Origin of the sequence: Burkholderia sp. MSMB2157WGS, from assembly GCF_001532755.1 — a bacterium.
Lineage (GTDB): Bacteria > Pseudomonadota > Gammaproteobacteria > Burkholderiales > Burkholderiaceae > Burkholderia.
On record NZ_LPJG01000053.1, the window covers coordinates 249,078 to 274,531 of the forward strand.

The 25,454-nt window shown below is 66.0% G+C and carries 27 protein-coding genes; 16 read left to right on the top strand and 11 right to left on the bottom strand.

Translation table 11 applies throughout. From position 1 onward, the window contains the following. Nucleotides 1–30 precede the first annotated feature (30 nt). The 5 genes from WT53_RS33725 (at nucleotide 31) to WT53_RS30705 (ending at nucleotide 4,904) form a co-directional block, all read left to right on the top strand. Nucleotides 31–630, top strand: a complete 600-nt coding sequence (locus WT53_RS33725) for a hypothetical protein (RefSeq protein WP_156447919.1) — start codon at nucleotides 31–33, stop codon at nucleotides 628–630. 630 nt (nucleotides 631–1,260) lie between these two features. Beyond that, a complete protein-coding gene (locus WT53_RS30690) occupies nucleotides 1,261–1,467 on the top strand; it encodes a DUF2191 domain-containing protein (protein WP_059827509.1) in 207 nt (68 codons plus the stop codon). Next, nucleotides 1,464–1,847, top strand: coding sequence for a type II toxin-antitoxin system VapC family toxin (locus WT53_RS30695; RefSeq protein ID WP_060262605.1), 384 nt, complete (start codon nucleotides 1,464–1,466; stop codon nucleotides 1,845–1,847). Before WT53_RS30690 ends, WT53_RS30695 begins: the two co-directional genes overlap by 4 nt. 564 nt (nucleotides 1,848–2,411) lie before the next feature. Further along, entirely contained in the window at nucleotides 2,412–4,457 is a 2,046-nt protein-coding gene (gene tkt, locus WT53_RS30700) for a transketolase (RefSeq protein WP_060262606.1), read from the top strand. A 132-nt stretch (nucleotides 4,458–4,589) separates the two neighbouring features. Beyond that, entirely contained in the window at nucleotides 4,590–4,904 is a 315-nt protein-coding gene (locus WT53_RS30705; RefSeq protein ID WP_034209161.1) for a hypothetical protein, read from the top strand. A 374-nt stretch (nucleotides 4,905–5,278) separates the two neighbouring features. On the opposite strand, the gene WT53_RS30710 is transcribed toward WT53_RS30705, so the two are convergent. Continuing rightward, nucleotides 5,279–5,602, bottom strand: coding sequence for a helix-turn-helix domain-containing protein (locus WT53_RS30710; protein ID WP_230624958.1), 324 nt, complete (start codon nucleotides 5,600–5,602; stop codon nucleotides 5,279–5,281). A 151-nt stretch (nucleotides 5,603–5,753) separates the two neighbouring features. Between WT53_RS30710 and WT53_RS30715 the strand changes: the two genes are divergently transcribed. Beyond that, nucleotides 5,754–6,608, top strand: a complete 855-nt coding sequence (locus WT53_RS30715) for an SDR family oxidoreductase (protein ID WP_034209159.1) — start codon at nucleotides 5,754–5,756, stop codon at nucleotides 6,606–6,608. A 209-nt stretch (nucleotides 6,609–6,817) separates the two neighbouring features. Here the strand turns inward: WT53_RS30715 and WT53_RS30720 are convergent, their stop codons facing one another. From WT53_RS30720 to WT53_RS30765, 10 genes are all read right to left on the bottom strand, one after another. Continuing rightward, complete coding sequence (locus tag WT53_RS30720) at nucleotides 6,818–7,714, bottom strand: amidohydrolase (protein WP_034209158.1); 897 nt, start codon at nucleotides 7,712–7,714, stop codon at nucleotides 6,818–6,820. A gap of 88 nt (nucleotides 7,715–7,802) precedes the next feature. Beyond that, complete coding sequence (rhaM, locus tag WT53_RS30725; RefSeq protein WP_034209484.1) at nucleotides 7,803–8,117, bottom strand: L-rhamnose mutarotase; 315 nt, start codon at nucleotides 8,115–8,117, stop codon at nucleotides 7,803–7,805. Nucleotides 8,118–8,134: 17 nt separating this feature from the next. Continuing rightward, entirely contained in the window at nucleotides 8,135–8,923 is a 789-nt protein-coding gene (locus WT53_RS30730) for an SDR family NAD(P)-dependent oxidoreductase (RefSeq protein ID WP_034209157.1), read from the bottom strand. 95 nt (nucleotides 8,924–9,018) lie between these two features. Then, nucleotides 9,019–10,197 carry an L-rhamnonate dehydratase gene (rhmD, locus tag WT53_RS30735; protein ID WP_034209156.1) on the bottom strand — a complete coding sequence of 393 codons (1,179 nt, stop codon included), beginning with the start codon at nucleotides 10,195–10,197 and terminating at the stop codon, nucleotides 9,019–9,021. A gap of 104 nt (nucleotides 10,198–10,301) precedes the next feature. Beyond that, a complete protein-coding gene (locus tag WT53_RS30740; RefSeq protein WP_052100410.1) occupies nucleotides 10,302–11,237 on the bottom strand; it encodes a dihydrodipicolinate synthase family protein in 936 nt (311 codons plus the stop codon). A gap of 78 nt (nucleotides 11,238–11,315) precedes the next feature. Further along, nucleotides 11,316–12,200 (bottom strand): glycosyltransferase family 2 protein, encoded by an 885-nt coding sequence (locus WT53_RS30745; protein ID WP_034209155.1) that lies wholly within the window; start codon nucleotides 12,198–12,200, stop codon nucleotides 11,316–11,318. Nucleotides 12,201–12,354: 154 nt separating this feature from the next. Further along, nucleotides 12,355–13,056 carry a GntR family transcriptional regulator gene (locus WT53_RS30750; RefSeq protein ID WP_034209154.1) on the bottom strand — a complete coding sequence of 234 codons (702 nt, stop codon included), beginning with the start codon at nucleotides 13,054–13,056 and terminating at the stop codon, nucleotides 12,355–12,357. 90 nt (nucleotides 13,057–13,146) lie between these two features. After that, nucleotides 13,147–13,944 carry an aspartate/glutamate racemase family protein gene (locus tag WT53_RS30755; RefSeq protein WP_034209153.1) on the bottom strand — a complete coding sequence of 266 codons (798 nt, stop codon included), beginning with the start codon at nucleotides 13,942–13,944 and terminating at the stop codon, nucleotides 13,147–13,149. Further along, nucleotides 13,941–15,185, bottom strand: coding sequence for a D-amino acid dehydrogenase (locus WT53_RS30760; RefSeq protein WP_060262608.1), 1,245 nt, complete (start codon nucleotides 15,183–15,185; stop codon nucleotides 13,941–13,943). Before WT53_RS30760 ends, WT53_RS30755 begins: the two co-directional genes overlap by 4 nt. Nucleotides 15,186–15,208: 23 nt before the next feature. Continuing rightward, nucleotides 15,209–15,559: a RidA family protein gene (locus WT53_RS30765; protein ID WP_179949063.1), complete on the bottom strand. Its 351-nt coding sequence runs from the start codon at nucleotides 15,557–15,559 to the stop codon at nucleotides 15,209–15,211. A 319-nt stretch (nucleotides 15,560–15,878) separates the two neighbouring features. Between WT53_RS30765 and WT53_RS30770 the strand changes: the two genes are divergently transcribed. From WT53_RS30770 to rfbB, 10 genes are all read left to right on the top strand, one after another. After that, nucleotides 15,879–16,979: an ABC transporter substrate-binding protein gene (locus WT53_RS30770; RefSeq protein WP_034209151.1), complete on the top strand. Its 1,101-nt coding sequence runs from the start codon at nucleotides 15,879–15,881 to the stop codon at nucleotides 16,977–16,979. Nucleotides 16,980–17,015: 36 nt separating this feature from the next. Continuing rightward, nucleotides 17,016–17,909 carry a branched-chain amino acid ABC transporter permease gene (locus tag WT53_RS30775; protein WP_034209150.1) on the top strand — a complete coding sequence of 298 codons (894 nt, stop codon included), beginning with the start codon at nucleotides 17,016–17,018 and terminating at the stop codon, nucleotides 17,907–17,909. Continuing rightward, nucleotides 17,902–18,789: a branched-chain amino acid ABC transporter permease gene (locus WT53_RS30780; RefSeq protein ID WP_034209149.1), complete on the top strand. Its 888-nt coding sequence runs from the start codon at nucleotides 17,902–17,904 to the stop codon at nucleotides 18,787–18,789. Before WT53_RS30775 ends, WT53_RS30780 begins: the two co-directional genes overlap by 8 nt. Beyond that, nucleotides 18,786–19,571 carry an ABC transporter ATP-binding protein gene (locus tag WT53_RS30785; protein ID WP_060262609.1) on the top strand — a complete coding sequence of 262 codons (786 nt, stop codon included), beginning with the start codon at nucleotides 18,786–18,788 and terminating at the stop codon, nucleotides 19,569–19,571. Before WT53_RS30780 ends, WT53_RS30785 begins: the two co-directional genes overlap by 4 nt. Continuing rightward, the gene (locus WT53_RS30790) at nucleotides 19,568–20,287 is read left to right on the top strand and encodes an ABC transporter ATP-binding protein (RefSeq protein WP_060262611.1); all 720 of its coding nucleotides are present in this window, start codon (nucleotides 19,568–19,570) and stop codon (nucleotides 20,285–20,287) included. Before WT53_RS30785 ends, WT53_RS30790 begins: the two co-directional genes overlap by 4 nt. After that, nucleotides 20,284–21,681, top strand: coding sequence for an MFS transporter (locus WT53_RS30795; RefSeq protein ID WP_034209146.1), 1,398 nt, complete (start codon nucleotides 20,284–20,286; stop codon nucleotides 21,679–21,681). The genes WT53_RS30790 and WT53_RS30795 overlap by 4 nt, the downstream gene beginning before the upstream one ends. 108 nt (nucleotides 21,682–21,789) lie before the next feature. Then, the gene (gene rfbA, locus WT53_RS30800) at nucleotides 21,790–22,686 is read left to right on the top strand and encodes a glucose-1-phosphate thymidylyltransferase RfbA (protein WP_034209145.1); all 897 of its coding nucleotides are present in this window, start codon (nucleotides 21,790–21,792) and stop codon (nucleotides 22,684–22,686) included. Next, nucleotides 22,683–23,264, top strand: a complete 582-nt coding sequence (gene rfbC / locus WT53_RS30805; protein ID WP_060262614.1) for a dTDP-4-dehydrorhamnose 3,5-epimerase — start codon at nucleotides 22,683–22,685, stop codon at nucleotides 23,262–23,264. Before rfbA ends, rfbC begins: the two co-directional genes overlap by 4 nt. Next, a complete protein-coding gene (rfbD, locus tag WT53_RS30810; protein ID WP_060262616.1) occupies nucleotides 23,261–24,145 on the top strand; it encodes a dTDP-4-dehydrorhamnose reductase in 885 nt (294 codons plus the stop codon). Before rfbC ends, rfbD begins: the two co-directional genes overlap by 4 nt. Continuing rightward, nucleotides 24,142–25,158 (top strand): dTDP-glucose 4,6-dehydratase, encoded by a 1,017-nt coding sequence (gene rfbB / locus WT53_RS30815; protein ID WP_060262618.1) that lies wholly within the window; start codon nucleotides 24,142–24,144, stop codon nucleotides 25,156–25,158. The genes rfbD and rfbB overlap by 4 nt, the downstream gene beginning before the upstream one ends. The last annotated feature ends 296 nt before the right edge of the window (nucleotides 25,159–25,454 follow it).

The following is a 25,454-nucleotide window of genomic DNA, read 5'->3' on the forward strand; positions in this document are numbered from 1 at the left end:
AACACGCCTCGATCTATTCGGGTATCTGTTATGCAGACCACATGGCGAACAATTAAGAGAGCATTATGTGGAGCGGTCCTCGGCGCTTTCAGTGCCGTCGCGATGGCACAAACACCGGAACCGCAGTTTGTACAACTGAGCACGGGACCGATTGTGCAGGAACATGCACACCGGCTGGTGGTGACCGACGCCCGGCATGGCAAGGTGCGGACCCTGGAGGTTCCTGGCGCGATACGGCGTGCATTGATGGCGTCATCGAGCGTCGCATTTCCCGCGGCGCGCTCCCGAGTGATCGATGGCCATGAATTCCTCATGGTGGTGATCAATCAATCGTCCAGCGACAATCCAATGGGCTACTGCGGGGCCGGCGAGGAAGGAACGCTTTATGTACTTCGCTTGGATGGCAAACGTGCAGAACCCATCTACTCGACGCTGGTGCAGAGCTGCATCGACAACATCGACTTGTTCACCGATTCGGGGAACAAGTCTCCCTATCTTGCGATCGCGTGGACCGAGGGGGGAGACGGCTTCCGTATTCGCTGGGCGAATTACGGGAAACCAGAACCTCTTGCTCGGCAGTATCGCTATACGAATGGCAACTTCATCGTCGATAGCGAATTACCCGACTGACCGGGGACTCCTTCAGCACATTGGTTTGGACGGGATATCTGTTGAACCAGAATTTCATCGTATCCGCAAGGTAAGCTTCAAGTGCCGTGATAGTCGATCCATGCGCCAGAGATCTCAGCGACGTCGCCGACCGGCGATACCGCCTGAAAGATCGAATCGATCTGGTTAAATTTCGGCGGGGAGAAATGTGTCCCGGTAGTCGGTCTCGGGTCGACAGCCTATATTTAACATAATACCTATTATCGTTTTATTGGGGTCGGAGTTAAAAGTTACAGTCCGGACTAGGCAAGCATGTCGGTTTCCGGCTACGCCGAAAGAATACAAATAAGCCTTCGGTCGCAACGGCTTTCCAGTGCCGGTAATTGTGCAGCAGCCCATTACACAATTATCGTGGTGGCACGACATGCTTGACGACACCTCACACCCGCCTTGGGGTGAGCATAGAGATCGAAACGGTTGCCCATGCGTGCGCCAGCGACGTTCGCCAACTTCTAACGCCACCGTAGTCGGATCTCCTTGGCGAAAGCGTCACGGCCCCACTTCAGGCCGATTGGTGATCCGCTTGTCAATGACTGAATCGCTGTTGAGTTGATGCTAAGATTGATGCGGAAAAGCATCAAAGGAGCCATCATGCGTACCACCGTCACCGTCGACGACGCTCTCTATGCGCGCGCACTCGAACTCGCCGAACCTGGCATGCCGCCGGCCGACCTATTCCGGGCGGCACTTGAAACCTTCGTGCGCGTCCAGGCCGGTCAACGCCTGGCCGCCTTGGGCGGTCGCGCGCCCGACATGGCAGATGTCCCGCGCCGCGCTCCTGAGGTAATCGTCCGATGAGTGTGTTGGTCGACACGTCCGTGTGGGTCGAGCATTTCCGGCGGTCACTACCAGCCCTTATCCAACTTCTGAGCGTCGATAACGTCCTTACACATCCACTGGTGATGCTTGAGCTCACGTGCGGGACGCCGCCCGAACCGCGGGCACGAACGCTGGGAGATCTCGCGTTATTGCGCCAGACGCGCCGCGCGACGCCAGGCGAAGTAGCGGACTGGATCGAGCGGGAACGGCTGTATGGGCGCGGATGCGGTGCCGTGGATTGCACGCTGCTTGCATCGGTGCTGTTGACCCCGAACACCCGACTCTGGACGCGCGATCGGCCGCTCGCGCAACTGGCAGAGCAATTCGGGGTTCACTACGAACCGCCTGACCTGCATTGAGCGAAGCAGTTGCGGACTTCTTTGCGCGGTCTGTCGCCGTGCCTAGGCGCGGTCCCGCTTCGCTCCTCGCGGTTAGGCCGCCCGCTTCTGGGCGGGCCGCCCATCCGTGCGGCAAGTGCCAGAAAAACCAGATCAGACTGCCGGCCTACCGATTCGTTGCACGTCCGCAGTGCGTGGCGTTGATAGGTCACGGCCCGTTACCAATCCAGAATGCCTTTTAGCGCCTGCTCCATCTCTTTCTGCTTTGGGGACATAGTGTGGTGGTCGACCCATCCCGGACGCTGCGTTAAGTTTCGCATGCGTCGAGCTGGCCGCGCGGCGGGCTGAATCGAACTGAACCGCTATTAAAGCAGGGGCAGTTGGCGTGGATCTCGTGTGGATACCGAGACGAGGTCGACATCCTTCCCGACACGTTGCATCCAGGCAATGACGGGGACGCGCACCCCATCAACGATTAAGTCGAAGGCAAACGCTTCGAACATCTCCCCATATCCTCGCCATCGCCGAGAAGGTATGCATATTGCACCGTCGCCTCATCTTTCCGTAGCCAACATAGGAGAACCGATGAGCGATCCCACCGCAAATTCCGGGACGACTGCGAAAGCGGTGCCGTCCCCACGAGACCCCCATCTGCGCGCGCTGGCGAACTGTATCCGCTTTCTCGCCATGGATGCAGTCCAGAAAGCCAACAGCGGTCATCCTGGTGCGCCGATGGGGTTGGCCGACGTCGCGACGGTCCTGTTCAAGGAGTTCATGCAATTCGATGCATCGGACCCTCACTGGATCGACCGAGACCGGTTCGTGCTTTCCAACGGACACGCGTCGATGCTCCTCTACAGCCTGCTCTATCTGACGGGCTATTCGGACATGACCATCGACGAGCTGAAGCGGTTCCGGCAAGTCGGCAGCAAGACACCCGGTCATCCGGAGTACTCGCACGCCGATGGAATCGAACTGACTACCGGCCCCCTCGGTCAAGGCATCGCGGACGCCGTCGGCATGGCGTTGGCCGAGCGCGTCATGAATGCGCACTTCGGCGACGATCTCGTCGATCACCACACGTACGTATTTCTCGGTGACGGTTGCCTGATGGAAGGCATCAGCCACGAGGCCATTTCGCTGGCCGGCCATCTCCGGTTGGGCCGACTGATCGCGTTCTGGGACAACAATTCTATTTCCATCGACGGCGCCACCAGGCTCGCGGTCTCGGACAACGAGATCGAGCGTTTTCACTCGGCGGGATGGCACGTCCTGGAAATCGACGGCCACGACACGGACGCGATACGGAACGCTATCGAGACCGCCCGGACGACGCATGATCGACCGACCTTGATCGCATGCAGGACGGTCATCGGATTCGGCTTTCCGACGAAGGCTGGAACCGAGAAAGCCCATAGCGACGCCCCGGGCGAGGATGAAATTGCGGGCGCACGCCAGGCCCTCGATTGGCATTCGCCGCCGTTTGAAATTCCGGATGATCTGCTGAAAGCATGGCGAGAAATCGGGGCGCGCGGCCGCGAGACGAGACTCGCATGGGAGGAGCGGGTCCGCCAGGCGCCGCACGCGCTGCGTGCCGAATTCGACCGGCGCAATGCCGGAAGGCTTCCGGATAACTGGAAGGCGGCGATCGAGGCGGCACGGCAGGCGTTTATCGTCAGTGGCAGTGCAATGGCCACCCGCAAGGCCAGCGGTGAAGTGCTCGATCGTCTCGTCGACGCGATTCCGGAATTGCTGGGCGGCTCGGCGGATCTTACGCAGTCCAACAATACGAAGACGAAGAAGCAAATCGCGATCGAGCCCGGCCGGTTCAACGGTTCGTACCTTCATTACGGCGTCCGCGAACACGGCATGGCCGCCGCCATGAACGGCATTGCCCTTCATGGCGGTCTCATTCCGTACGGCGGCACGTTCCTTTGTTTTTCGGACTACTGTCGACCGGCGATCCGGTTGAGCGCGATGATGCGGGTGCGGTCCATCTTCGTGATGACGCACGATTCCATCGGTCTCGGAGAAGACGGTCCGACTCATCAACCCGTCGAACACCTTGCCGCCCTTCGGGCCATTCCCCAACTCGCCGTCTATCGGCCGGCCGATCCAGTCGAGACGGCAGAGTGCTGGGAACTGATTCTCGAACAGCCCCGCCGGGCTGCCCTCCTCGCATTGTCGCGACAGCCGGTCCCGCTCCTGCGCAACGAGCCTGGAAACGAAAACAAGTCGGCACGCGGTGCGTATATTTTGCGGGAGGCCGATGGCGGACCGCGCCAACTCACGTTGCTCGCGACAGGTTCGGAGGTCGATCTCGCCGTCCAGGCGCGCGACGTCCTGCAGCACGAAGGCGTGCCGACGGCCGTCGTATCGATGCCGTGCCGCCTGCTGTTCGAGGAACAGCCACGCGATTACCAGCGGGCCGTGCTGGGCGCTTCTCCCGCGAGGGTCGCGGTCGAGGCGGCGGTCGAACTGGGATGGGAGCGGTACCTCGGTCCGGCAGGCCGGTTCGTCGGCATGCACAGCTTCGGCGAGTCCGGGAAAATCAAGGACGTGTACGACAAGTTCGACATTACGGTCGATGCGGTTGTTCGCGCGGCGCATCAGACATTATCCGAAGTGTGACGTTGCTGCGCTCCGGTCGAGATGCGATGACCTCGCGGGGCTCGTGGATAGGCTTGGAGAAGTGGGCGGCCTCGATTTTCGGTGGATTCTCGCGTAGCGTTAGAATAGCGCCCCTTCTCATGGGAGACGACAATGTCCTGGTTCGTTTACGAAGTGCCCGAATATCACGAAGACGCTGCGCGCATCGAGCCCTTCAGCGACCTGCGCAGCCGTGTGCTGCAAGTGAGTGGCGTGGCCATGGCCGACGAGTTGGAAAGCGTTCGCGAGAATGCCGCGGCAACGGCAGACACCCCCGATCGTCCGCTGCGTACGCCGGAAAATCCGCATGTCTTTCCGATTCCTTACGCCGACTCCATGATCCTCGTCGGGTTCATCTTCGATCTGAAGCGCGAATTCCGGCAACTGGTCGTGTCGCCCGTGGAAATGCCTTGGCTGAAAGACGCGTAAAGCGTTGCGTCGGCGCGATCGTGCGGATCGATTGCCGCGAGCCGGCTGCTGGCCGGGCCGTTGAGCCGCGACCCGCTTGTGATGATCGTGGGCTGTGCGGTCCCGGTGCCGGTCTCGCCAACGTCATGCACGTCCTCTTCAGCATGGCCGGCGTCCTTCCGCGCCCAGCAGGTCCGGGGAGACGAACTGAATCCGCGTGATGCTCACTTTTCAAAAGCGCCGACGAAGAAGAGGCAAAGCGTGCCAAGCCCGTTCGTCTTCAAGCGATTGCTTCGCCCGGCGGGCAATGCGTCGCGTGAAATCGTTTCCCGAGCGCCCGCGATTTCCTCAACCCATCTCGTTGAAGCGCCGCCTCTCGGCCCCGTCGCGAATGGCTAGCGCGGCCGGTCGCGAAGCAGCAGACGCGACCCGACCTCCACGATCGACGTAATCGCCGGCAGCAGTTCCCTGCCCAGCGACGTCAATTCGTATTCGACGGACGGCGGCGACGTCGGCAACACGCTTCGCCGGATCACGCCCCGCTCCTCGAGATCACGCAACCTGCCGGTCAGCACCTTCGCGGTGATGGTCGGGTTGTCGCGCCGCAACTCCGAAAACCGGCGCGGGCCGTTGCTCAGGCACCAGATCAGTTCGGGTGTCCACAGGCCGCCGATCAACGCCATGCATTTCGACATCGGACAGCCGGGCAGCGGCTCCACCTTCTTTCGCATTCTCAAGCCCATCGTCGTCCCACCGAGGTTTCCATTTGGTTACTTGAAAATGATGGTAACCGATGGATAGGTGGTTTCCAACAGAAACCTTCGTCCCTACACTTGGAACCTCACCTACCGATACACGGAGAGAACGAACATGTATGCAATAACGGGAGCATCCGGGCAACTCGGGCGCCTTGTGATCGACGCATTGCTTGAAACCGTGCCGGCCAGCCGGATCGTCGCGGCGGTCAGGGATCCCGCGAAGGTGCGCGACCTCGAGGCGCGTGGCGTGGTGGTGCGCGAGGCCGACTACAAGCGGCCTGAAACGCTCGCCAGCGCGTTCGTCGGTGTCGACAAGCTCCTGCTGATCTCGTCGACCGAAGTCGCCGGCCGCGTGCCGTTGCATCGCGCGGTGATCGATGCGGCCGGACAGGCCGGTGTCTCGTTGCTCGCCTATACGAGCATGCTGCACGCGGACACTTCGCCTGCCCGGCTTGCGATCGAGCATCGGCAGACGGAAGAAGTCATTGCGGCGTCGGGCCTCCCCGCCGTCATCCTTCGCAATGGCTGGTACACCGAGAACCACCTGATGGCCCTTCCCGCGGCGCTCGAGCACGGCGCGTTCATCGGGGCCGCCAAGGCGGGGCGCTTCTCTTCCGCCGCGCGGAAGGACTATGCCGAGGCGGCAGCCGTGGTACTGACGACGGACGGCCACGCAGGAAAGACGTATGAACTCGCGGCCGACGATGCGTTCACGCTGGCGCAGCTGGCCGCGGAGGTTTCGCGGCAGTCCGGCAAGACCGTCGTCTACAACGATCTTGCGCAGGACGCCTATGCAGACGTGCTGACGAGCGCCGGGTTGCCGCCCGAGCTTGCCGGCATCCTGGCCGATGCCGACGTGGCCGCGTCGCGCGGTGCGCTGTTCGACGACGGCGGCGCCCTCGCGCGACTGATCGGTCGACCCACGACGCCGTTGGCGAGCGTCGTCGCGACTGCATTGCGCGGTTAAAGCGGGCAAGCTCCGGGGAGGCGCCGGCCAGCACCGCTCGATGTCGGGCAGTGTGGCCGGCACCTGCACAGCCGCATCGATCTCGTCGGCCGCCCTGCTGCTCGCGGCCCGTCGGAACCGGAGAATGCGCACGTTGCGGCCCGGTGCACATCACGCCGAGCGACGACGCGCGCACCGCACATCCGTCGACGTTCACGGTGGCACGTGGCTCACAACCGGTAAGTTCGCAGCGCATTGTCGACGAACAGTGCCGCGCGCTCATCGTCGCGGGCGCCCGCGACGATCTCCGCATAAGCGTGCCAGAGCGCTGGATAGCCGGCATGGAGCCGATCGACCGGGAAATTCGACGCGAACATGCAGCGCGCCGCGCCGAACACGTCGATCGCCTCCAGCACGTACGGGCGGAAACTCTCGACCGACCAGCGATGGTCGAACATCGCGAGCCCGGACAGCTTCATCGTCACGTTCGCGCGCCGCGCGAGCCCGCGCAGTCCGTCGCGCCATTCGCGCCAGCCGTGCACGCTGCTCCGGTCGACGAACATGCCCGTGTGATTGACGATCACGGGCGTGTCCGGGTGCGCATCGATGACGGCGAGCGCGGCGCCGACCTGGGCCGGGTACAGTTGCAGGTCGAACGACAAACCGAATTCGCTCAGCATCCCGAAGTTCTCGCGCCAGCGCGGCTCGGCCAGATAGTCCACGTCGACGTAGTTGTACCAGGGGTCCGGATGCCGGTTCAGCACCTGCCGGATGCCGCGCACGTTCGGATGCGCCGCCGCGTCGGCGAGCCGGATGCGTGCGTCCGGCGCGAACAGGTCGACGCCGGCGACGATGCCGTCCGGCATCCCGCCGCTCGCCGGCGCGTCGGCAAGCGCCTGCAGCCAATCGACTTCGCTCGGCGTCGTCCACGCATCGTGGATCGCCTCGACATGCACGACCTTCAGCACGTCGAGATCCGCGCCGGCGTCCGCGCGCAGGTCCGCAGGCAGGTAGCGACGAGGCAAATCCGCCACCGCGCCGGAGAACGCCGGCTGGGCGCGATCGAGCCAGCCGTAACTCAGCGCGTCGGCGTCCCAGAAATGGACATGGGGATCGACAACCTGCATGTGAGCTCCGTGAGTTCATGCGACACGACGATCCGCTGCGACGGGTCGGCACACGTCGAGCGCTGCCGATCCGTCGAACGGGCCGGTCTCATTCCAGATGAAACATCGGCGCCAGCGCTTTCTCCACCGGACGTCCGTCCGGTCCGGTCGCCATCAGGTCGGCCATGTACGCCCACCAGCGACGCATCACGTCCGTTTCGGCAAGTTGCGCGATCCGGTGATCGGCCGGCCGTTTGAGCACGGCGAACAGGTGATGGGTGTCGTCGTCGAGAAAGATCCAGTAGTCCGAAATGCCTGCTGCACGAAGCGCGTCGGCCAGTTCCGGCCAGATCGCATCGTGCCGGCGCCGGTATTCGTCCTGCTTGCCGGGGTGCAGGCGCATCCTGAAGGCGATCGTTTCCATGCCCATGCCTCGCGGTGTCATTGCAGGTTCACGTACATCCCGCCGTCGACGAGCAGCGCGGCGCCATTCACGTAGCGCGCCATGTCGGACGCGAGAAACACGACGCAGTCGGCGACGTCGTCCGGCTCGCCGAGGCGGCCGAGCGGAATCCGGCGCTCGAAGTACTCGGTCTTGCCGGGCGCGGCGAGATCGTCGTCGTTGATCTCGGTGCGGATCGTGCCGGGCAGCACCGAATTGCAGCGAATCCGGTGCGGCGCGAGCGCAACCGCGCACGACTGCATCAGCGCATGGACGCCGGCCTTGGTCGGCGTGTAGTGCGTCTGCATGCCGCCGCCGACCAGCGCGCTGATCGAACTGGTCGCGACGATCGCGCCGCCGTGCCCTTGCGCGGCCATTTGACGTGCGGCGGCCTGGGTCATGTAGAACGCGCCGTGCAGGTTCACTGCCATCGTTCTTTGCAGCAGTTCGGGCGGCAAGTCCAGAAAGCCGTGGAACGGGCAGATTCCGGCATTGCTCGCCAGCACGTCGATCCGGCCGAATCGCTCGACCGCGGCCGCGACGAGCGCGCCGGCCGTGTCGGGCTGCGCGACGTCGCCCGGTACGGCCAGCGCATCGCGCCCCGTCGCGCGAACCGCGTCGACGAGCGCGTCGATCTCGTGATCGGCCTGCGCAGGCAGCAGCGGGTTGGTCCAGTAGTTCACGACGACGTCGGCGCCATGCCGCGCACACGCCAGCGCGATCGCGCGGCCGATCCCGCGCGATCCGCCCGTCACGACGACGATCCTGTCCTCGAGCAACTTCGTCATTGCGCCCTCCTCCCTCTCGACCATCACGTGTTCGGCAGCGGCCGCCGCCGTTCGAGCCGGCCGGCCTCACGATGCGAGTGCACGCCTGCGCGCGCTCAGTGTTCGTACGGGCGCTGCATGCGCACGTCCGGATTCAGGCGCACGCCGAAACCGGGCGTGTCGGGCACCCTCATCCGTCCGCCGACCGGCACCGGCTCGTCGAGCAGCAGCGGATCGAACATCGGCACGACACGATCCGCCTGCGGCGCCATCATCAGGAATTCGGCGAACGGGCTGTTGTGCCGCGTCGCGACGAAGTGGTAGCTGTAGACCGACGAGCCGTGCGGAATCACCAGCACGCCGCGCGCGTCGGCGAGCGCCGAGATCCGGATCAGCTCGGTGAGCCCGCCGCACCAACCCACGTCCGGCTGAATGATGTCGCAGCACTCCATCTCGAGCAGCATCCGGAAGCCCCAGCGGGTCGCTTCGTGCTCGCCGGTCGTGACGAGCATGCCGCGCGGCACGTCGCGGCGCAGCTTCGCGTAGCCCCAATAGTCGTCGGGCGGCAGGCATTCCTCGATCCATTTCAAACCGAGTGCGTGCGCTTCGTGCGCGAGCCGCGTCGCATACGGCACGTCGAGACTCATCCAGCAGTCGAGCATCAGCCAGAAATCGGCGCCGACGCGCGAACGCATCTCGGCCAGCGCCTCGAGATTGCGGCGCAGACCGGCCTCTCCTTCGGCCGGGCCGTGATGCAACGGCAGCTTGCCGCCGATGAAGCCCATCTCCTTCGCGAGATCGGGCCGTGCACCGGTCGCGTAGAACTCGAGCTCGTCGCGCACCTTGCCGCCGAGCAACTGATGCACGGGCTCCCGCCGGACCTTCGCGAGCAGGTCCCACAGCGCGAGATCGACGCCGGAAATCGCATTGAGTACGACGCCCTTGCGTCCGTAGTACAGCGTCGCGTAGAACATCTGATCCCACATCTTCTCGATGTCGGTCACGCGCTGCCCTTCGATGAAGCGCGCGAGATGCCGCTCGACGATGAACGCCCCGATCTCGCCGCCGGTCGTCACCGCAAACCCGACCGTTCCGTCACTGGCCTCGATTTCGATCACGAGCGTGCCGAGCACGTTGATACCGAACGACTGGCGGCTCTGTCGGTATTCGGGGTAACGCGACATCGGCGTCGCAATGTGGTCGTCGATCCAGTGACCGCTATCCTGATCGTGATAGTCGGCACCGCCACCACGCACCGTCAGCGCGCGAACCGCGCGTATCGTCGGCATGCTCATTCTTCGGGTTCCTTGGTTGGGTTATCGCGTGCGAAGGCCGCCCGTACGCGTCGTGCGCACCGGCTGCGGCGGAAATCGGAACGTCGTGCCGCGAGATGGCCGCGTCAGCGTGCCCAGCGCAGCACCAATGCGTCGAGCCGTCGCGCTATCTCGATCAGGCCCGCGCGCGTCGCCGGATGCAGCGGCGCGAGCGGGCGACGCGGCGCGTCCGATGCGATCACGCCGCCCTCCTTCATCAGCGCCTTCGCCGCCAGCAGGCCGGCCTGACGGTTCTCGTAATTGATCAACGGCAGCCATTGCTCATAGCGCGCGACCGCGTCGTCACGCTGCCCGGCCAGATACGCGGCGAGAATCGGCTGCAGCCCGTCCGGATAGCCGCCGCCGAGGATGCTGCCGGTCGCGCCTGCATCGAGATCGGCGAGCAGCGTGATCGCTTCCTCGCCGTCGAACGGCCCTTCGATCGCGTCGCCGCCGAGCGCGATCAGCTCGCGCAGCTTCGCCGCCGATTGCGGCACCTCGATCTTGAAATAGCGCAGATTCGGAATCGTGTGCGCGATGCGTGCCAGAAACGCGGCCGATACCTGCGTGCCGCTCATCGGCGCATCCTGGTACATGATCGGAATCGCGATCGCGTCGGAGAGCGTCGCATAGAACTGCTCGATCGCGGCCTCGCCGCAACGGATCGTCGCGCCGTGGTACGGCGGCATCACCATCACCATCGCCGCACCGGCCGCCTGCGCGGCGCGGCTGCGCGCCGCGCAGATCGTCGGATTGAAATGCGTGGTCGTCACGATCACCGGCACGCGCCCCGCCACGTGCTCGAGGATCGCCGCGATGAGCCGCTCGCGCTCGTCGTCGGTCAACGAAAACTGTTCCGAGTAGTTCGCGAGGATGCACAGGCCGTCCGCTCCCGCGTCGATGATGAAGTCGACACAGCGCTTCTGGCCCGGCATGTCGATCTCGCCCGACTCGGTGAAGATCGTCGGCGCGACGGAGAACGCGCCCGTATAGCGGCGGTGAATCGGCTTGGTCAAGCTCATCTGGAATCCTCTCTTGTAATAAGTGGTCCGAATTTAATGGCGCGTGGGTCGTCCGCCAATACCACGATCAATCACGCGTCACACGCGCCCGTACCGTCCTCGCAGCCCGTCCGTCACGCCGCAATAGATCGCCTTCAGCTTCAGACGCTTGTTGCGCGCATGCAGCAGCACGAACGCGACATGCTTGAGCGTGATGAGATTGATCAGCAGCATCGCCGGATAGCGCCGCCAGTAGTCGCGTGCGACGAGGATGCAGTTGCGCGCCGCATAGTAGTGGCGCAGCGGGCTCTGGTCGAATATTTCGACACGCGGCCAGTGCTGCTGCGCGGACGGGCTGCCGAGTTCGTGAGGCAGCGACACGTCGGCGTTGACGCACACCGGCACGCCGTGCGCTTGCGCGCGCATGCAGTATTCGGCGTCGACGTGGTCGATGAAGAAATCCTCGCGAAAGCGACCGAGCGCGCGATACGCGTCGAGCGAGATCGCGGTGCCCGACGAGATGATGACCGAGCACGACAGCAGGCCATGCGCGCCGCCGTGGATCGGCGTGATCTGCGCGGACCAGCGGCGCACCGTGAACAACGGCAGGTCGCGCTGAAAATTGCGGTTGAAGATCCGCGGCCCGACCAGGAAACGGCTGTCGCCCACCCGTGCGCAACCGGCCAGCATTCGGTCGAAATAGTCGTCCGGAACGTAAGAATCCTGATCGAAGATGAAGAAGACGTCGCAGCCGCGGCCGATCAGGAATTCGACGCCGGCGTTGAACGCCCCGGCGATGCCACCGCGATTGTGATTCGCGATCACGTCGACGCCGCCTTCGGCGAGCCGTGCATACAGCGCACGATCGGCGACGGGCGAATTGTCGACCGCGACGACGGCGGGGCTTTTCGCGGGCAAGGTCAGCAAATGCTCGATCTGCGCTGCGGACGGCTTGTACAGCGTGACCAACGTACCGTGTGTCATGACGGCACCTCGTGACGATCAAGTAGCGATGCGCCGCGCCGGTCGATCCGGGCGGCCCGTCCTCCTTTGCACGACTGCTTGTCTCGTCGACCGGCCCGCGCTGCCCGCTCGCATGCTGCGTGCGAGCGTCGCAAAATCCACGGCCGGTCTTGTTTTATCTTGCGTACAGCTTGACGACGCTTGCCTGGACGACGCGCGTGATCTCCTCCATCCGCCAGCGGATATGCGTGTCGGTCAGCGCCGCGCAACGTGCCGCATCGCGTTCCGCCAGCGCGTCGAGAATCTCGAGATGCTCGGTAAACGCCTCGTTGCGTCGCTGATCGACATCGACCCAGCGCACGTAGTGAATCCGCGCGTTGATCCCTTGCAGCACCCGGCCGATCTCGGCGTTGCCCGACAACGCGGCCAGCTCCAGGTGAAACTCCTCGTCCTTGACGACCAGCTCCGACGACGACATCCGCGCGGCATTCTTCATCACCTGCTTCCAGAAGCGTCGCAGCGCCTTGATGTCGTTGTCCGATGCGCGCTCGCACGCGAGCATCACCGCGGTCGTCTCGATCGAGCGACGCAATTCGAACAGATCGAACACATCCTTCCCCTCCAGTTCCCGAATGAAGAAACCGCGGTTCGGCACGAACACCAGCAGGTTTTCGGCAACGAGCCGGTTCAGTGCCTCGCGAATCGGCGTACGACTCACGTTGAAGCGCTCGGCGAGCTCCAGTTCGTTGAACCGTTCGCCCGGCCGGATCTCGTACAGCACGGCCATCTGTTTCAACTGCTCGTAAATCTCGTTGACCGTGAGGCCCGTGCGCATCGGCGCCGCGGTCTCCCGGCCAGCCATAACGGAAGTCGACATCTCGTCTCCTGGTTCCACCTGTTGTCACCGCGCGTCATTATCCATCGGCAGTTCGCCCGCGCGCGTCTTGTTGCATGCACGAGCCATGCGTCAGCGCATCAGCAAGCTGCCGAAGCCCGGCACGGGATCGTGGATGCCCGCGAGCCGCAGCGCGTGCCATGCGAGCGCGTGATTGCTCGACAAGACGGGTTTGCCTGCGCGCGCTTCGATGTCGGCCAGCGCATCGACGATACGCAGGCTCGTGCACGACACGAACACGGCATCGACGGCCGGATCGGCGGCGAGCGTCAGCACCGCGTGCTCGATCGACGCGCGCTCGATCCGGGCGACCTCGTTGTCGTCGCGGTGCTCGAACGAGCCGACCCGCACGATATCGACGCCGCGCGCGCGCAGGTACGCGGCCATCGCATCGTTGATCGTGCGCTCGTACGGCGTCAGCAGCGCGACGCCGCGCGCGCCGAGCGCCGTCAGCGCGACGCGCGCCGCGGTGATCGGCGTGGTGCACGCGACGCCCGGCCGCGCCTCGCGGATGCGCTCGAAGACGCGCTCCTCGCCCAGCACCATCGACGCCGACGTGCAGCCGAATGCGACGACGTCGAGCCGCTCGCCCGGCCGGATCAATTCAACCGCGGCGCAGATCCCGCCGTCCATCTGCGCGAGCGTCTCGGCCGTGATCTCGGCCGAATTCGCGATCCGGCTTTCGTAGAACGCGACGCCATCGATCGCGAGCAGACGCCGCCACTCGTATTCGATCGTATGATCGGTCGCCAGCACGACGAGGCCGATCGCCGCGCGCCGCGCGATGCCGGCGTCGAGCGAGAAATCGAAGCGGGCGTAGGCGCCGACGCCCGGATCGGATGCCTCGGAGGGTGACAGAAGTTCGCTCATTGCAGGGTCATCCCGGTGATGTCGATGTCGGGCCGCTTGCCGTGGATCAGATCCGCCACGATCTTCGCGGTGCCGCACGACATGGTCCAGCCCATATGGCCGTGGCCGGTGTTGAAAAACAGGTTGCGGTGCCGGGATGCGCCGATGATCGGCGTGCCCTCCGGCGTCATCGGCCGCAGCCCGGCCCAGTACGACGGCTTCGCGTAGTCCGCGCCGTTCGGGAACAGTGCCTGCGCGGTCGCGAGCATGTGCGCGAAATCGTGCGGCGAATGCGTGGTGTCGTAGCCGCTGAACTCGGCGGTCGCCGTCAGCCGCAGCCGGTCGCCGAAGCGCGCCCATGCGACGAGCTGGTTCTCCTCGACGCCGCCGAGCGCGGGCGGCTCGTGCGTGTCGCCGATCGGCAGCGTGACCGAGTACCCCTTGACCGGATAGATCGGCAGCCGGTAGCCGAGCGTGCGCGCGACGAACGGCGAGTACGCACCGAGTGCGAGCACGTATCGATCGCCGGTCACGCGGCCCTGCGACGTCTCGACATAGTCGATCGCATCGGCGCTCGCGCGCACGCCGTCGATCGACGCGCCGAAGCGGAATTCGACGCCGAGCGCGCGGCAGCGCTCGGCGAGCGCGCGCGTGAAGAGGTGCGCGTCGCCGCTCTCGTCGCTCGGGCAATGGATCGCGCCGGCGATCCCGGCCGCCGCGTGGCGCAGCGCCGGCTCGCGTTCGACGGTGGCCCGCGCGTCCAGGATGTCGAGCGGCAGGCCGTTGTCGGTCAGAATCCGCATGTTCGCGACGCCCCGCTCGAACGACGCCGGATCGCGATACAGGTACAACAGCCCGCCGCTCGTCCGGTCGTACTCGAGCCGTTCGTCGCGCGTCGCCTGCTGAAGCCGCTGCTGCGCGTAGCGACACAGCCGCACCTTGATCGACGTGTTGCGCCGCGAGCGCTCGGCCGTGCAGTTCTGCAGGAACAGCGCGCACCAGGCCCACATGCGCCAGTCGGGCGTCCATTTGAGCCGCAGCGCTTGGCCGTCGGTAAACAGCGACTTGAAGAGAATCCTGGGCGCGCGCGGCGATGCCCAGGTATACGAATGGCCCGGCGCGATCAACCCCGCGTTCGCGAAGCTCGTTTCGAGCGCGACGCCGTCGCGACGTTCGATCACCGTCACCTCGTCGCCCGCTTTCGCGAGAAAATACGCGGTGGTCACGCCGACGATGCCGCCGCCGAGCACGATCGTCTTCATCGTCCGGTTCTCCTGTCCTGGTCCTAGCTCGCGGCGATCGCCGCGATCTCGACCGTGTACTGCGGAAACGCGAGCTTCGATTCGACGCACGCGCGTGCCGGCGGCTCGCCCTGCGGCACCCACGCGTCCCATACGCCGTTCATCTCGGCGAAGCTGCGATAGTCGGCCAGCCAGATGCTCGCGGACACGATCCGGCGCTTGTCGAGCCCCGCGCTTTCGAGCAGCCGGTCGATCTTGTCGAGAATCTGCCGGGTCTGCCCCGCAACGTCGAGCGACGTGTCGTCCGCCACCTGCCCGGCGACGAATGCCAGCCCGCCCGCGACCACCAGCTGGCTCATCCGTTCACCTGCGCCGTATCGCTTGATCTCCACCATCTGACAGCCCTCCGGGAGTCGTGTCGAGTTGGGCTGATTTAAGCACTGCAATTCACCTCTGTATACACTTTTTTCAGAAATATTCGCCATTGCGCCAGATTGGCGCGCCCGTGCACCACGACTATCCATGCTCTTTATCGGCGTGCATAAATGCATGAAAATAGGGCGATTTTTCTGCTTCAGACAAGAATTCCGCAATTCCTCTCAGCGACTTGAAAATTTATTTGCAAACGATTTTTGATCTGTGATTCTGTCGACACTTCTGTATATCAAACCATGCCGCCAACCGTGCGGCCGACCATGCGACGGGAGAACGAAGATGAAGGCAAGTCAGTGGAGTGTCGGTGTCTGGATCGCGCTCGGTGCGCTTGCGTCGGGCGCTGCGCAGGCTGACGTCAGCGTGGGCGCGGTGCTGCCGCTGACCGGCGCGAGTGCGTCCATCGGCGAAGACCAGCGGCGCGGCATCGAACTCGCCGTCGCGCAAATCAATGCGAAAGGCGGCGTGCTCGGCCAGAAGCTCGCGGTGCACATCGAGGATTCGGGCGGCTCGGCCAATACCGCGCTCGACGCCGCGCGCAAGCTCGCGACCGTCGAACACGTGCCGGTCGTGCTCGGCGAGTTCTCGTCGTCGGTGACGATTCCGGTCGGACAGTTCCTGGTGCGTCAGGGCGACGTGCACATCAACATCGGCTCGTCGAGTCAGCAGGTGCGCAAGATCGGCGCGGGCTCGTTCAGCGTGATCGGGCTGGACGACCTGTCCGCGCGCTTCGCCGCGCAGGACGTGTACGCCCGCAAGCTGCGCCGCATCGCGCTGATCGCGCCGAACAACGGCTACGGCCAGGGCATCGCGGGCGAATTCAAGAAGCGTTTCGAGGCGCTCGGCGGCACGGTGGTGTCGACCGTGCTCTACACGGAAGGGCAATCGACCTATCGCCGCGAACTGGAGCAGGCGTCGCGCGCGCAGCCTGACGCGTATGTCTACAGCGCCTATGGCCAGGAGGCCGCGACGCTGAACCGGCAGGCATTCGAGATGCGGCTCAACCAGCATCCGTGGTACGGCATCTACCTGACGATGTGCACGAGCGACACGCCCGCGCAGATCGCGCAAGGCCAGATCGGCCTCGAAGTCGCCGCGCTCGGCGCGGGCGCGAAAGCGTATGCGAGCGCCTATCAGGCCGCGTACAACGAGGCGCCGCGCTCGGCGTTCGGCAGCTATGCGTACGACGCGACGCTGTTGTCCGCCGCGGCGATCGGCCGCGCGCAGTCCGTCGACCCGGCGAAGATTCGCACGGCGCTCGCGGCATTGGGCAAGTCGTATACCGGCGTGACCGGCGCGATTGCGTTCGATGCGGACGGCCAGCGGGAAGTCCAGCCGTACGAGAAGGTGGTCTACCGCCAATCGGTCGTCGCGCAGCAGTGAACGACCGCCCGCCTGGACGAACCCGAGGACACCGCCATGCTGTCATTCATTGTCGACGTATTGATTCGCACCGCCGATCTGCTGCTGGTGTCGGTCGGCCTGTCGACGCTCTATTCGCTGATCCGTTTTCCCAACATCGCCCATGTCCAGTACGCGATGCTGGGCGCATTCGCGACGCTCTGGCTGGAACGCGCCGGGCTACCGTTCGCGCTCGCGACGGCCGTGTCCTGCGCGCTGGTCGGCACGGCCGCGACGCTGCTGAACCTGCTCGTTTTCGCGCGGCTGCTGCGCTCCGGCAGCGCGGTGGCGATGATCGGCTCGCTCGCGATCTCGATGCTCGCGGTCGCGCTGGTGCTCGGCGTCGCCGGCTCGCGGCCGCAGCAGTATGCGCAGGACGTGCATCCGCCGATGGTGATTGCCGGCGTCGCGCTGTCCATGCCGCAGCTGGGCTCGATCGCATGCGGCGCCGGCGCGCTCGCGATCTTCGCGGCGCTGCTGTACCGCACCGGGCTCGGGCGGGCGATGCGTGCGCTCGCGTCGAATCGCGCGCTGGCGCTCGCGACCGGCATCGACGCGACGCGCGTGACCAACGTGATCACGTTCGCGAGCGGCGTGCTGGCGGCGCTCGGCGGCACGATGCTCGGCGCCACCGAGAGCGTGCATGTGAATCTCGGCTACGGATTGCTGATCCCGGTGTTTTCCGCGGCGATCCTGGGCGGTCTCGGCAACCCGCTCGGCGCCGCGGCCGGCGCGCTGTTGATCGCGGTGGCCGAAACCGTCGCACTGAACGTCGATTTCGGCGGGCTCGTCGATCGGCCGATGCAATTCTTTCCGGTCGAGTACGTCGGCGCGGTGTCGTTCGCGATCCTGCTCGCCGCATTGATCTTCCGGCCCTATGGCATCTTCGATCGGGAGGTGCGGCGTGTCTAGCTTCGTCATCCATCTGCTGACCGTCGGCTGCCTGTACGCGACGATGGCGCTCGGGTTGAACCTGCAGGCCGGCTATGCGGGACTCGTCAATTTCGGCTTCATTGCGTTCAGCGGGCTCGGCGCGTACGCGGCCGGCATCGCGTCGCAGCTCGGCTGGCCGTTGCCGTCGGCCCTGGCGCTCGCGCTGGCCGCCGCGGGTGCGCTGGCGGTCGTCGTCGCGCGGCTCGGACGGCAGCTATCCGCCGACTACTGGGGGATCGCAACGCTCGCGATCGCCGAGATCCTGCGCACGATCGCGCTCAACGAAAGCTGGCTCACCGGCGGCGCGCAAGGCATTGGCGGGATCGCGCCGCTGTTCCCCGGGCTGCGCGCGCCGTGGGCCGATCTCGCGTTCCTCGCGGTCACGGCCGGCTGCCTCGCGCTCACCTACGCGGCGTACCGGCGCCTGACCTCGAGCCGCTTCGGCCGCGCGCTGAAGGTGATGCGCGAAGAACCCGCGCTCGCGGTCTGCTTCGGCTACGATCCGCTCGCGCTGAAGACGCGTGCATGCATCGCGGGCGCGCTGCCCGCCGCGCTGGCCGGGGCGCTCGCCGCGTGGTACATCGGCTATGTCGGGCCGGACGCGATGATCGCGTCCGAGACCTTCGCGCTCTGGACCGTCGTGATGGTCGGCGGCCTCGGCAGCCACCAGGGCGTGCTGGTCGGCACGCTGATCGTGCAGGCCGTCTACGCGCTCGCGCCGTTTCTCAAGGATTGGCTCGACGTCGGCAGCGACCTGACCGGCGCGGTGCGGCTGGGCCTGGTCGGCGTGATGCTGCTCGCATGCGTGCTGTGGCGGCCGCACGGGCTCGTGCCCGAACGCCTGGAGGTGCGGCCATGAGCGCGCTGCTCGATCTCGACGGCGTGACGATCCGCTACGGCGAGAACGTCGTCTTGTCCGGGGTCACGCTGTCGGTCGACGGCGGCGAGATCGTCGGATTGCTCGGCCCGAACGGCTCCGGCAAGAGCACCGCGCTCAACGCGATCACCGGCTTCGCGCCGCTCGCGGCGGGCGCCATCCGCTTCGACGGTCGGCGGATCGACACGCTGTCGCCGCACACGATCGCGCGGCTGGGTGTACGCCGCACGTTCCAGTTGCCGTCGATGCCCGCGCGCATGTCGGTGCTCGAACTCGCGATGGCGGCTTCGTCCGCCCGCCACGGCATCGCCGCCGCCCTCTGGCGCGGCCGTGCGACGCGCGCGCTCGATGCCGATACCCGTGCACGCGCCGCCGCGTTGCTGGACGAACTGAAACTGTCCGGCGTCGCGCACCTCTCCGCCGCGTCGATTTCCGGCGGCCAGAAGAAGCTGCTGGGCATCGCGTGCGCGATGATGACCGAGCCCAAACTGCTGCTGCTCGACGAGCCGACCGCCGGCGTGCACCCGAACCTGCGCGGCGAACTGATCGACGAGCTGCAACGGATTCGTAAAACGGGCGTCACGCTGGTCGTCATCGAGCACGACATGCATTTCATCCGCGAGCTGTGCGACCGCTGCATCGTACTCGACCGTGGCGTGACGATCGCGAACTGCCGGCCGGCCGAGCTGGAGCGCAACCGTCGCGTGCTCGACGCGTATCTCGGGCGTGCCCATGTCGCCCCTCGTCCGCTGGAGGCGTCATGATCGACGTGCGCGAACTCGTCGCCGGCTATACGCCCGAAGTCGACATCCTGCATGGCGTGTCGCTTGCGGTCGGCGCCATCGACATCGTGACGATCCTCGGCCCGAACGGCTGCGGAAAATCGACGCTGCTGAAGGCGATCGCGGGCTTCGTGCTGCCGCGTGCGGGCAGTGTGACGATCCAGGGCACGGACGTGGCACGCGTGCCGGTTCATCGAAAGATCCGCGAGTACGGGATCGGCTTCGTGCCGCAGACCGACAACGTGTTCGCGTCGCTGACCGTGCGGGAAAACCTGATGCTCGGCGGCCAGTCGATGTCCGCGTTTCCGCGCGAGGCGCGGATCGACGAGCTGTGCGAGCAGTACCCGGTCCTGCGGCGTCGCTACCGGTCGCTCGCGGGCGCCTTGTCCGGCGGCGAGCGGCAAATCGTGTCGCTCGCGCGTGCACTGATGCCGCGCCCGGTGTTGCTGCTGCTCGACGAGCCGTCGGCCGGCCTGTCGCCGAAGATGGTCGACGAGGTGTTCGACGCGATCGTCCGGATGCGCGACACCGAGCACATCGGCGTGCTGATGGTCGAGCAGAATGCGATCGAAGCGCTGCGCATCGCGGATCGCGGCATCGTGCTGACGATGGGGCGCGTCGCGCTCGAAGGCCCCGCGGCCGCGTTGCTCGACAGCGACGAGATGCGACGCCTGTACCTTGGCGGGAGAGCCGCATGAGCGGCGGGAGCGCCACGCCGGCCGCCGGCGCCTACCCATCCGCCGCGGCGCGCCCCGTGCTCGTGATGGTCGCGCTCGCGTGCGGCTTCGTGATGGCCATGCTCGACGTGACGATCGTCAACGTCGCGCTGAAGGCCATGGAAACCAGCCTGTCGATGTCGCTGACCGCGCTGGTGTGGGTCGTCGATGCGTACACGCTCAGCTTCGCCGCGCTGCTGCTACTCGGCGGCGCGCTCGCGAACCGCTACGGGTCGAAGGCCGTCTACGTCGCCGGGCTCGCGCTGTTCGTCGGCGCGTCGGTGCTGTGCGCGGCCGCGCAGTCCAGCGGCGCACTGGTCGCGGCGCGCCTCGCACAGGGTGTCGGCGCGGCGCTCTTCATGCCGAGTTCGCTGAGCCTGCTCACGCTCGCGTTCCCGCCGGGGCCGATGCGCACGCGGATGATCGGCATCTGGGGCGCGCTGGTGTCGGCCGCGATGGCGCTCGGCCCCTGCGTCGGCGGCGTGCTGGTCGACGCGATCGGCTGGCGTGGCATCTTCTGGGTGAACCTGCCGGTCGGTGCGGCCGGCCTGTGGCTCACGTACCGGCATATCGCGCGGGCGCCGCGTCATCCCGGCCCGTTGAATGCGCTCGGCCATCTGTTCGGCGCGCTCGCGCTCGCCGCGCTGAGCTTCACGCTGATCGAAGGGCCCAGCGCCGGCTGGCGCTCGCCGTCGATCGTCGCCGGCGTGGCCGCGACGTTGGCCGCCACCGCGGCATTCGCGTTGCGCGAGCGCTACGCGCACTCGCGCATCCTGTCGCCGGCGCTGCTCGCGAACCGGCGCTTCGTCGCGGGCAGCACGCTGGGCCTCGCGATCAACTTCGGCATTCTCGCCGAGATCTTTCTGTTGAGCCTCTATTTGCAGAACGTGCGCGGCGCGAGCGCGCTCGTCGCCGGCTTCGAGCTGTTTCCGCTGATGGCGATGTTCGGCATCGGCAATCTCGCGTCCGCGAAGGTAAGCGCCCGGCTCGGCACGCGCCGCACGCTGCTCGTCGGGCTCGCGCTCGCCGCGCTCGGCAGCGTGGCGCTCGTCGGCGTCTCGGCGATGCCGTATCCGGTGCTGGCCGTCGCGGTCGGCCTCGCGAACTTCGGCGCCGGGCAGGCCATTCCCGCGATGAATCTCGTCGTGATGCAGTCGGCCGATGCGGCGGACGCGAATCTTGCCGCCGCGTCGCTGAACGCGAGCCGGCAGATCGGTTCGCTCGTCGGCATCGCGATCGCGTCGGTGATCCTGCACGTGATCGACGACCCGGACCGCGCGACGGCCGCCGGCTTCGCGGTGATCGCCGCGCTGTACGCGTTCGGCTTCGCGATCGTATTCCGCGCGATTCACGCCGGGGGCGCCGAGCAGCCGTAGCCGCGCGTGCACGGTCTCGACGGCCATCGGGCGCAGTCGGTGCAATCGAAGCATTCGGTGTATTCCGCGTATCACGCACGCATTTTTCCTCTTGCAGCGAGGGACCTCATGCAAACAGCGATTGGCCGTAAAGGACTGATTCTGGCGGGCGGCTCGGGCACCCGGCTCCATCCGCTCACGCATTCGGTGTCGAAGCAATTGATGCCGGTGTACGACAAACCGATGATCTATTACCCGCTCAGCACGATCATGCTGTCCGGCATCCGCGACGTGCTGATCATCTCGACGCCGCGCGATCTCGACGCGTTCCGGCAACTGCTCGGCGACGGCGGCCAGTGGGGCATGAGCTTTTCGTATGCAGTGCAGCCGAGCCCCGACGGTCTTGCGCAGGCGTTCGTGATCGGTGCGCCGTTCATCGGTCGCGACGCGGCGACGCTCGTGCTCGGCGACAACATCTATCACGGGCCCGCGCTGTCGTCGCTGCTGCAACAGGCCGCCGCGCGGACGACCGGCGCGACCGTGTTCGGCTATTACGTGCGCGATCCGGAGCGCTACGGCGTCGTGTCGTTCGACGCGGATGGCCGCGCGATCGACCTCGAGGAGAAGCCGCGCGAGCCGAAGTCGAACTATGCGGTCACCGGCCTCTATTTCTACGACAACGACGTCGTCGAACTCGCGAAGGCCGTGCGACCGTCGGCCCGCGGCGAACTGGAAATCACCGACCTGAATCTCGCCTATCTCGCGCGCGGCGCGCTGAACGTCGAGATACTCGGGCGCGGCTACGCATGGCTCGACACCGGCACGCACGAATCGCTGCTCGACGCGGCCAATTTCATCCAGGTGATGCAGGCGCGGCAGGGCCTGCAGATCGCGTGTCCCGAGGAAATCGCGTACCGGCTCGGCTGGATCGATGCGGAGCAGCTCGAAACGCTCGCCCACAAGCTCGCGAAAAGCGGTTACGGCCGCTATCTGCTCGATCTGCTGAGCAAGGAGGTCGCGGCATGACACGCGTGATCGAAACGCCGTTGCCCGGCGTGCTGGTGATCGAGCCCGGCGTGTTCGGCGATGCACGCGGCTTTTTCGTCGAAAGCTTCCGGGCAAGCTGGCTGCGCGACGCAGGCGTCGACGCGACCTTCGTCCAGGACAACCAGTCGCGCTCGCGTCGCGGCGTGCTGCGCGGGCTGCACTACCAGCGGGTGAATCCGCAAGGCAAGCTGGTGCACGCGGCGCGCGGCGCGGTGTACGACGTCGCCGTCGACATTCGGCGCGGCTCGCCGTTTTTCGGCTGCTGGTTCGGTGCGCGGCTCGACGACGTATCGCACCGGATGCTATGGATTCCGCCCGGCTTCGCACACGGCTTTTGCGTGTTGTCCGACGAGGCCGACTTCGCGTACAAGTGCACGCAGTACTACGATCCCGATTCGGATGCGGGCGTGCGCTGGGACGATCCGGAGATCGGCATCGACTGGCCGGATGCCGGCGCGCCGTATCAGCTGTCGGACAAGGATCGTCGGCAGCCTCCGCTCGCCGAGCTGGCCGCCGGCGCGCCGACGCTGCTGCCGACATACGGGGAGGCGCGATGACGATCGTCGTGACCGGCGCGCTCGGCCAGGTCGGCCGCGAACTGGTGCTGCGCGCGGGTCGGCAGCCGCTCGTCGGGCTGTCGCGCGCGGCGCTCGACATCGCCGATGCAGGCGCGGTGCGCCGCGCGCTCGACGAACACCGGGCCGCGCTCGTGATCAATGCCGCCGGATGGACCGCCGTCGACCGCGCGGAGGCCGAACCCGATGCAGCCTGGCGCGCGAACCGCGACGGGCCGGCCGTGCTGGCCGACGCGTGCGCCGCGCTCGGGATTCCGCTGATTCATCTGTCGACCGACTACGTGTTCGACGGCCGCACGCCCGGCCCGTATGCGGAAACCGACGCCGTCGCGCCGCTCGGCGCGTACGGCCGGAGCAAGCTCGCGGGCGAGGAAGCGGTGCGCGAGCGGTTGCCCGACCGTCATCTGATTCTGCGAGTCGCATGGGTGTTCGGCGCGCACGGCAGCAATTTCGTGCGCACGATGCTGCGCCTGGCGCGCGAACGCGAAGTCGTCGGCGTGGTCGCCGATCAGTACGGCGGCCCGACGCACGCCGGTGCGATCGCCGACGCGCTGCTGACGATCGCGGCGCGATACCGGGCCGGCGAAGCGCTGCGCTGGGGCACCTATCACCTGTGCGGCACGCCCGTGACCACGTGGCACGGCTTCGCCGAAGCGATCTTCGCCGATGCGCGGCGCACCGGCCTCATCGATCGCGTGCCGTGGGTCCGACCGATCCGGACCGACGCCTATCCGTTGCCCGCGCCGAGACCGGCGAACTCCGCGCTCGACTGCAGCCTCCTGCGAGAACACTTCGGGGTCGAATCGCCTTCGTGGATCGCGGGTCTCACCGAAGTGTTTGCCACCTGGAAGCGAACCACATGAGCTATCGACCGAAACATGTTCTCGTGACGGGCGGCGCCGGTTTCATCGGCGCCAATTTCGTGCGTCATCTGCTCGAAAGCGATCCGCAGGTCAGCGTCACCACGCTGGATCTGCTGACCTATGCGGGCAGCCTCGACAATCTCGGCGACGACCTGCCGGGCGCCGATCGTCATCGGTTCGTCCTCGGCGACATCTGCGACCGACCGCTCGTCGAGTCGCTGCTGCGCGACCATGCGATCGACACCGTCGTCCACTTCGCGGCCGAAAGCCACGTCGACCGCTCGATCGACGGTCCCGGCGAATTCGTCCGCACGAACGTGCTCGGCACCTGGACGCTGCTCGATGCATGCCGCCAGCTGTGGCTGAACGATCAAAAGCTGGGCAAGGCCGACGCTCACGCGCGCCGCCGCTTTCACCATATCGGTACCGACGAGGTGTACGGCTCGCTGGGCCCCGACGACCCGCCGTTTTCCGAAACGACGCCGTATGCGCCGAATTCTCCGTACTCGGCCACCAAGGCAAGCTCGGACCATCTCGTGCGCGCCTATTTCCATACGTACGGACTGCCCGTCACCACGACGAACTGCTCGAACAATTACGGGCCGCGCCAGCACGGCGAGAAGTTCATTCCGACCGTGATCAGTCATTGCCTCGAAGGCACCGAGATCCCCGTGTACGGCGACGGCGCGAACGTGCGCGACTGGCTGTACGTCGACGACCATTGCCGCGCGATCGACGCGGTCATCCGGCGCGGGACGGTCGGCGAGACGTACACCGTCGGCGGCTGCAACGAATGGCGCAACGTCGACATCGTCGCGCTGATCTGTACGCTGCTCGACGCGCGACGGCCCGAACACGCGCCGCATGCGCGCCTCGTCCGGTTCGTCACCGATCGCGCGGGTCACGACCGGCGCTATGCGATCGACGCGGGGAAGCTCGCCCGCGAACTGCAATGGCGGCCGGCGGAGAGCTTCGAAACGGGGATCGTGAAGACGCTGGATTGGTATGTATAGGGGCGGCGGCGCACGGCACGTCGATGTCGCGCCGTGCTTCTGAGCGAGGCCGACAGGCAAGCCCCGGTGGCTGCGGCACCCCACAAATCTTTCGATTTGAAAGCTTTGTATGCGGCCCGCCGGCTACGACTCGGCGCCGTCCGTTCGACCGCTGAATGCGATCGACGGGGCGGTCGGAATGACGCCCTCCCCCCCCCCCCCCCCCCCCCTTGAAATTCACTCGACGTATCCTATTTTAGGTATCGCTCAAGGCAGTCGCGGTTGACGCGCTGCGTGTTTCGATTTGTTAGTCAGCG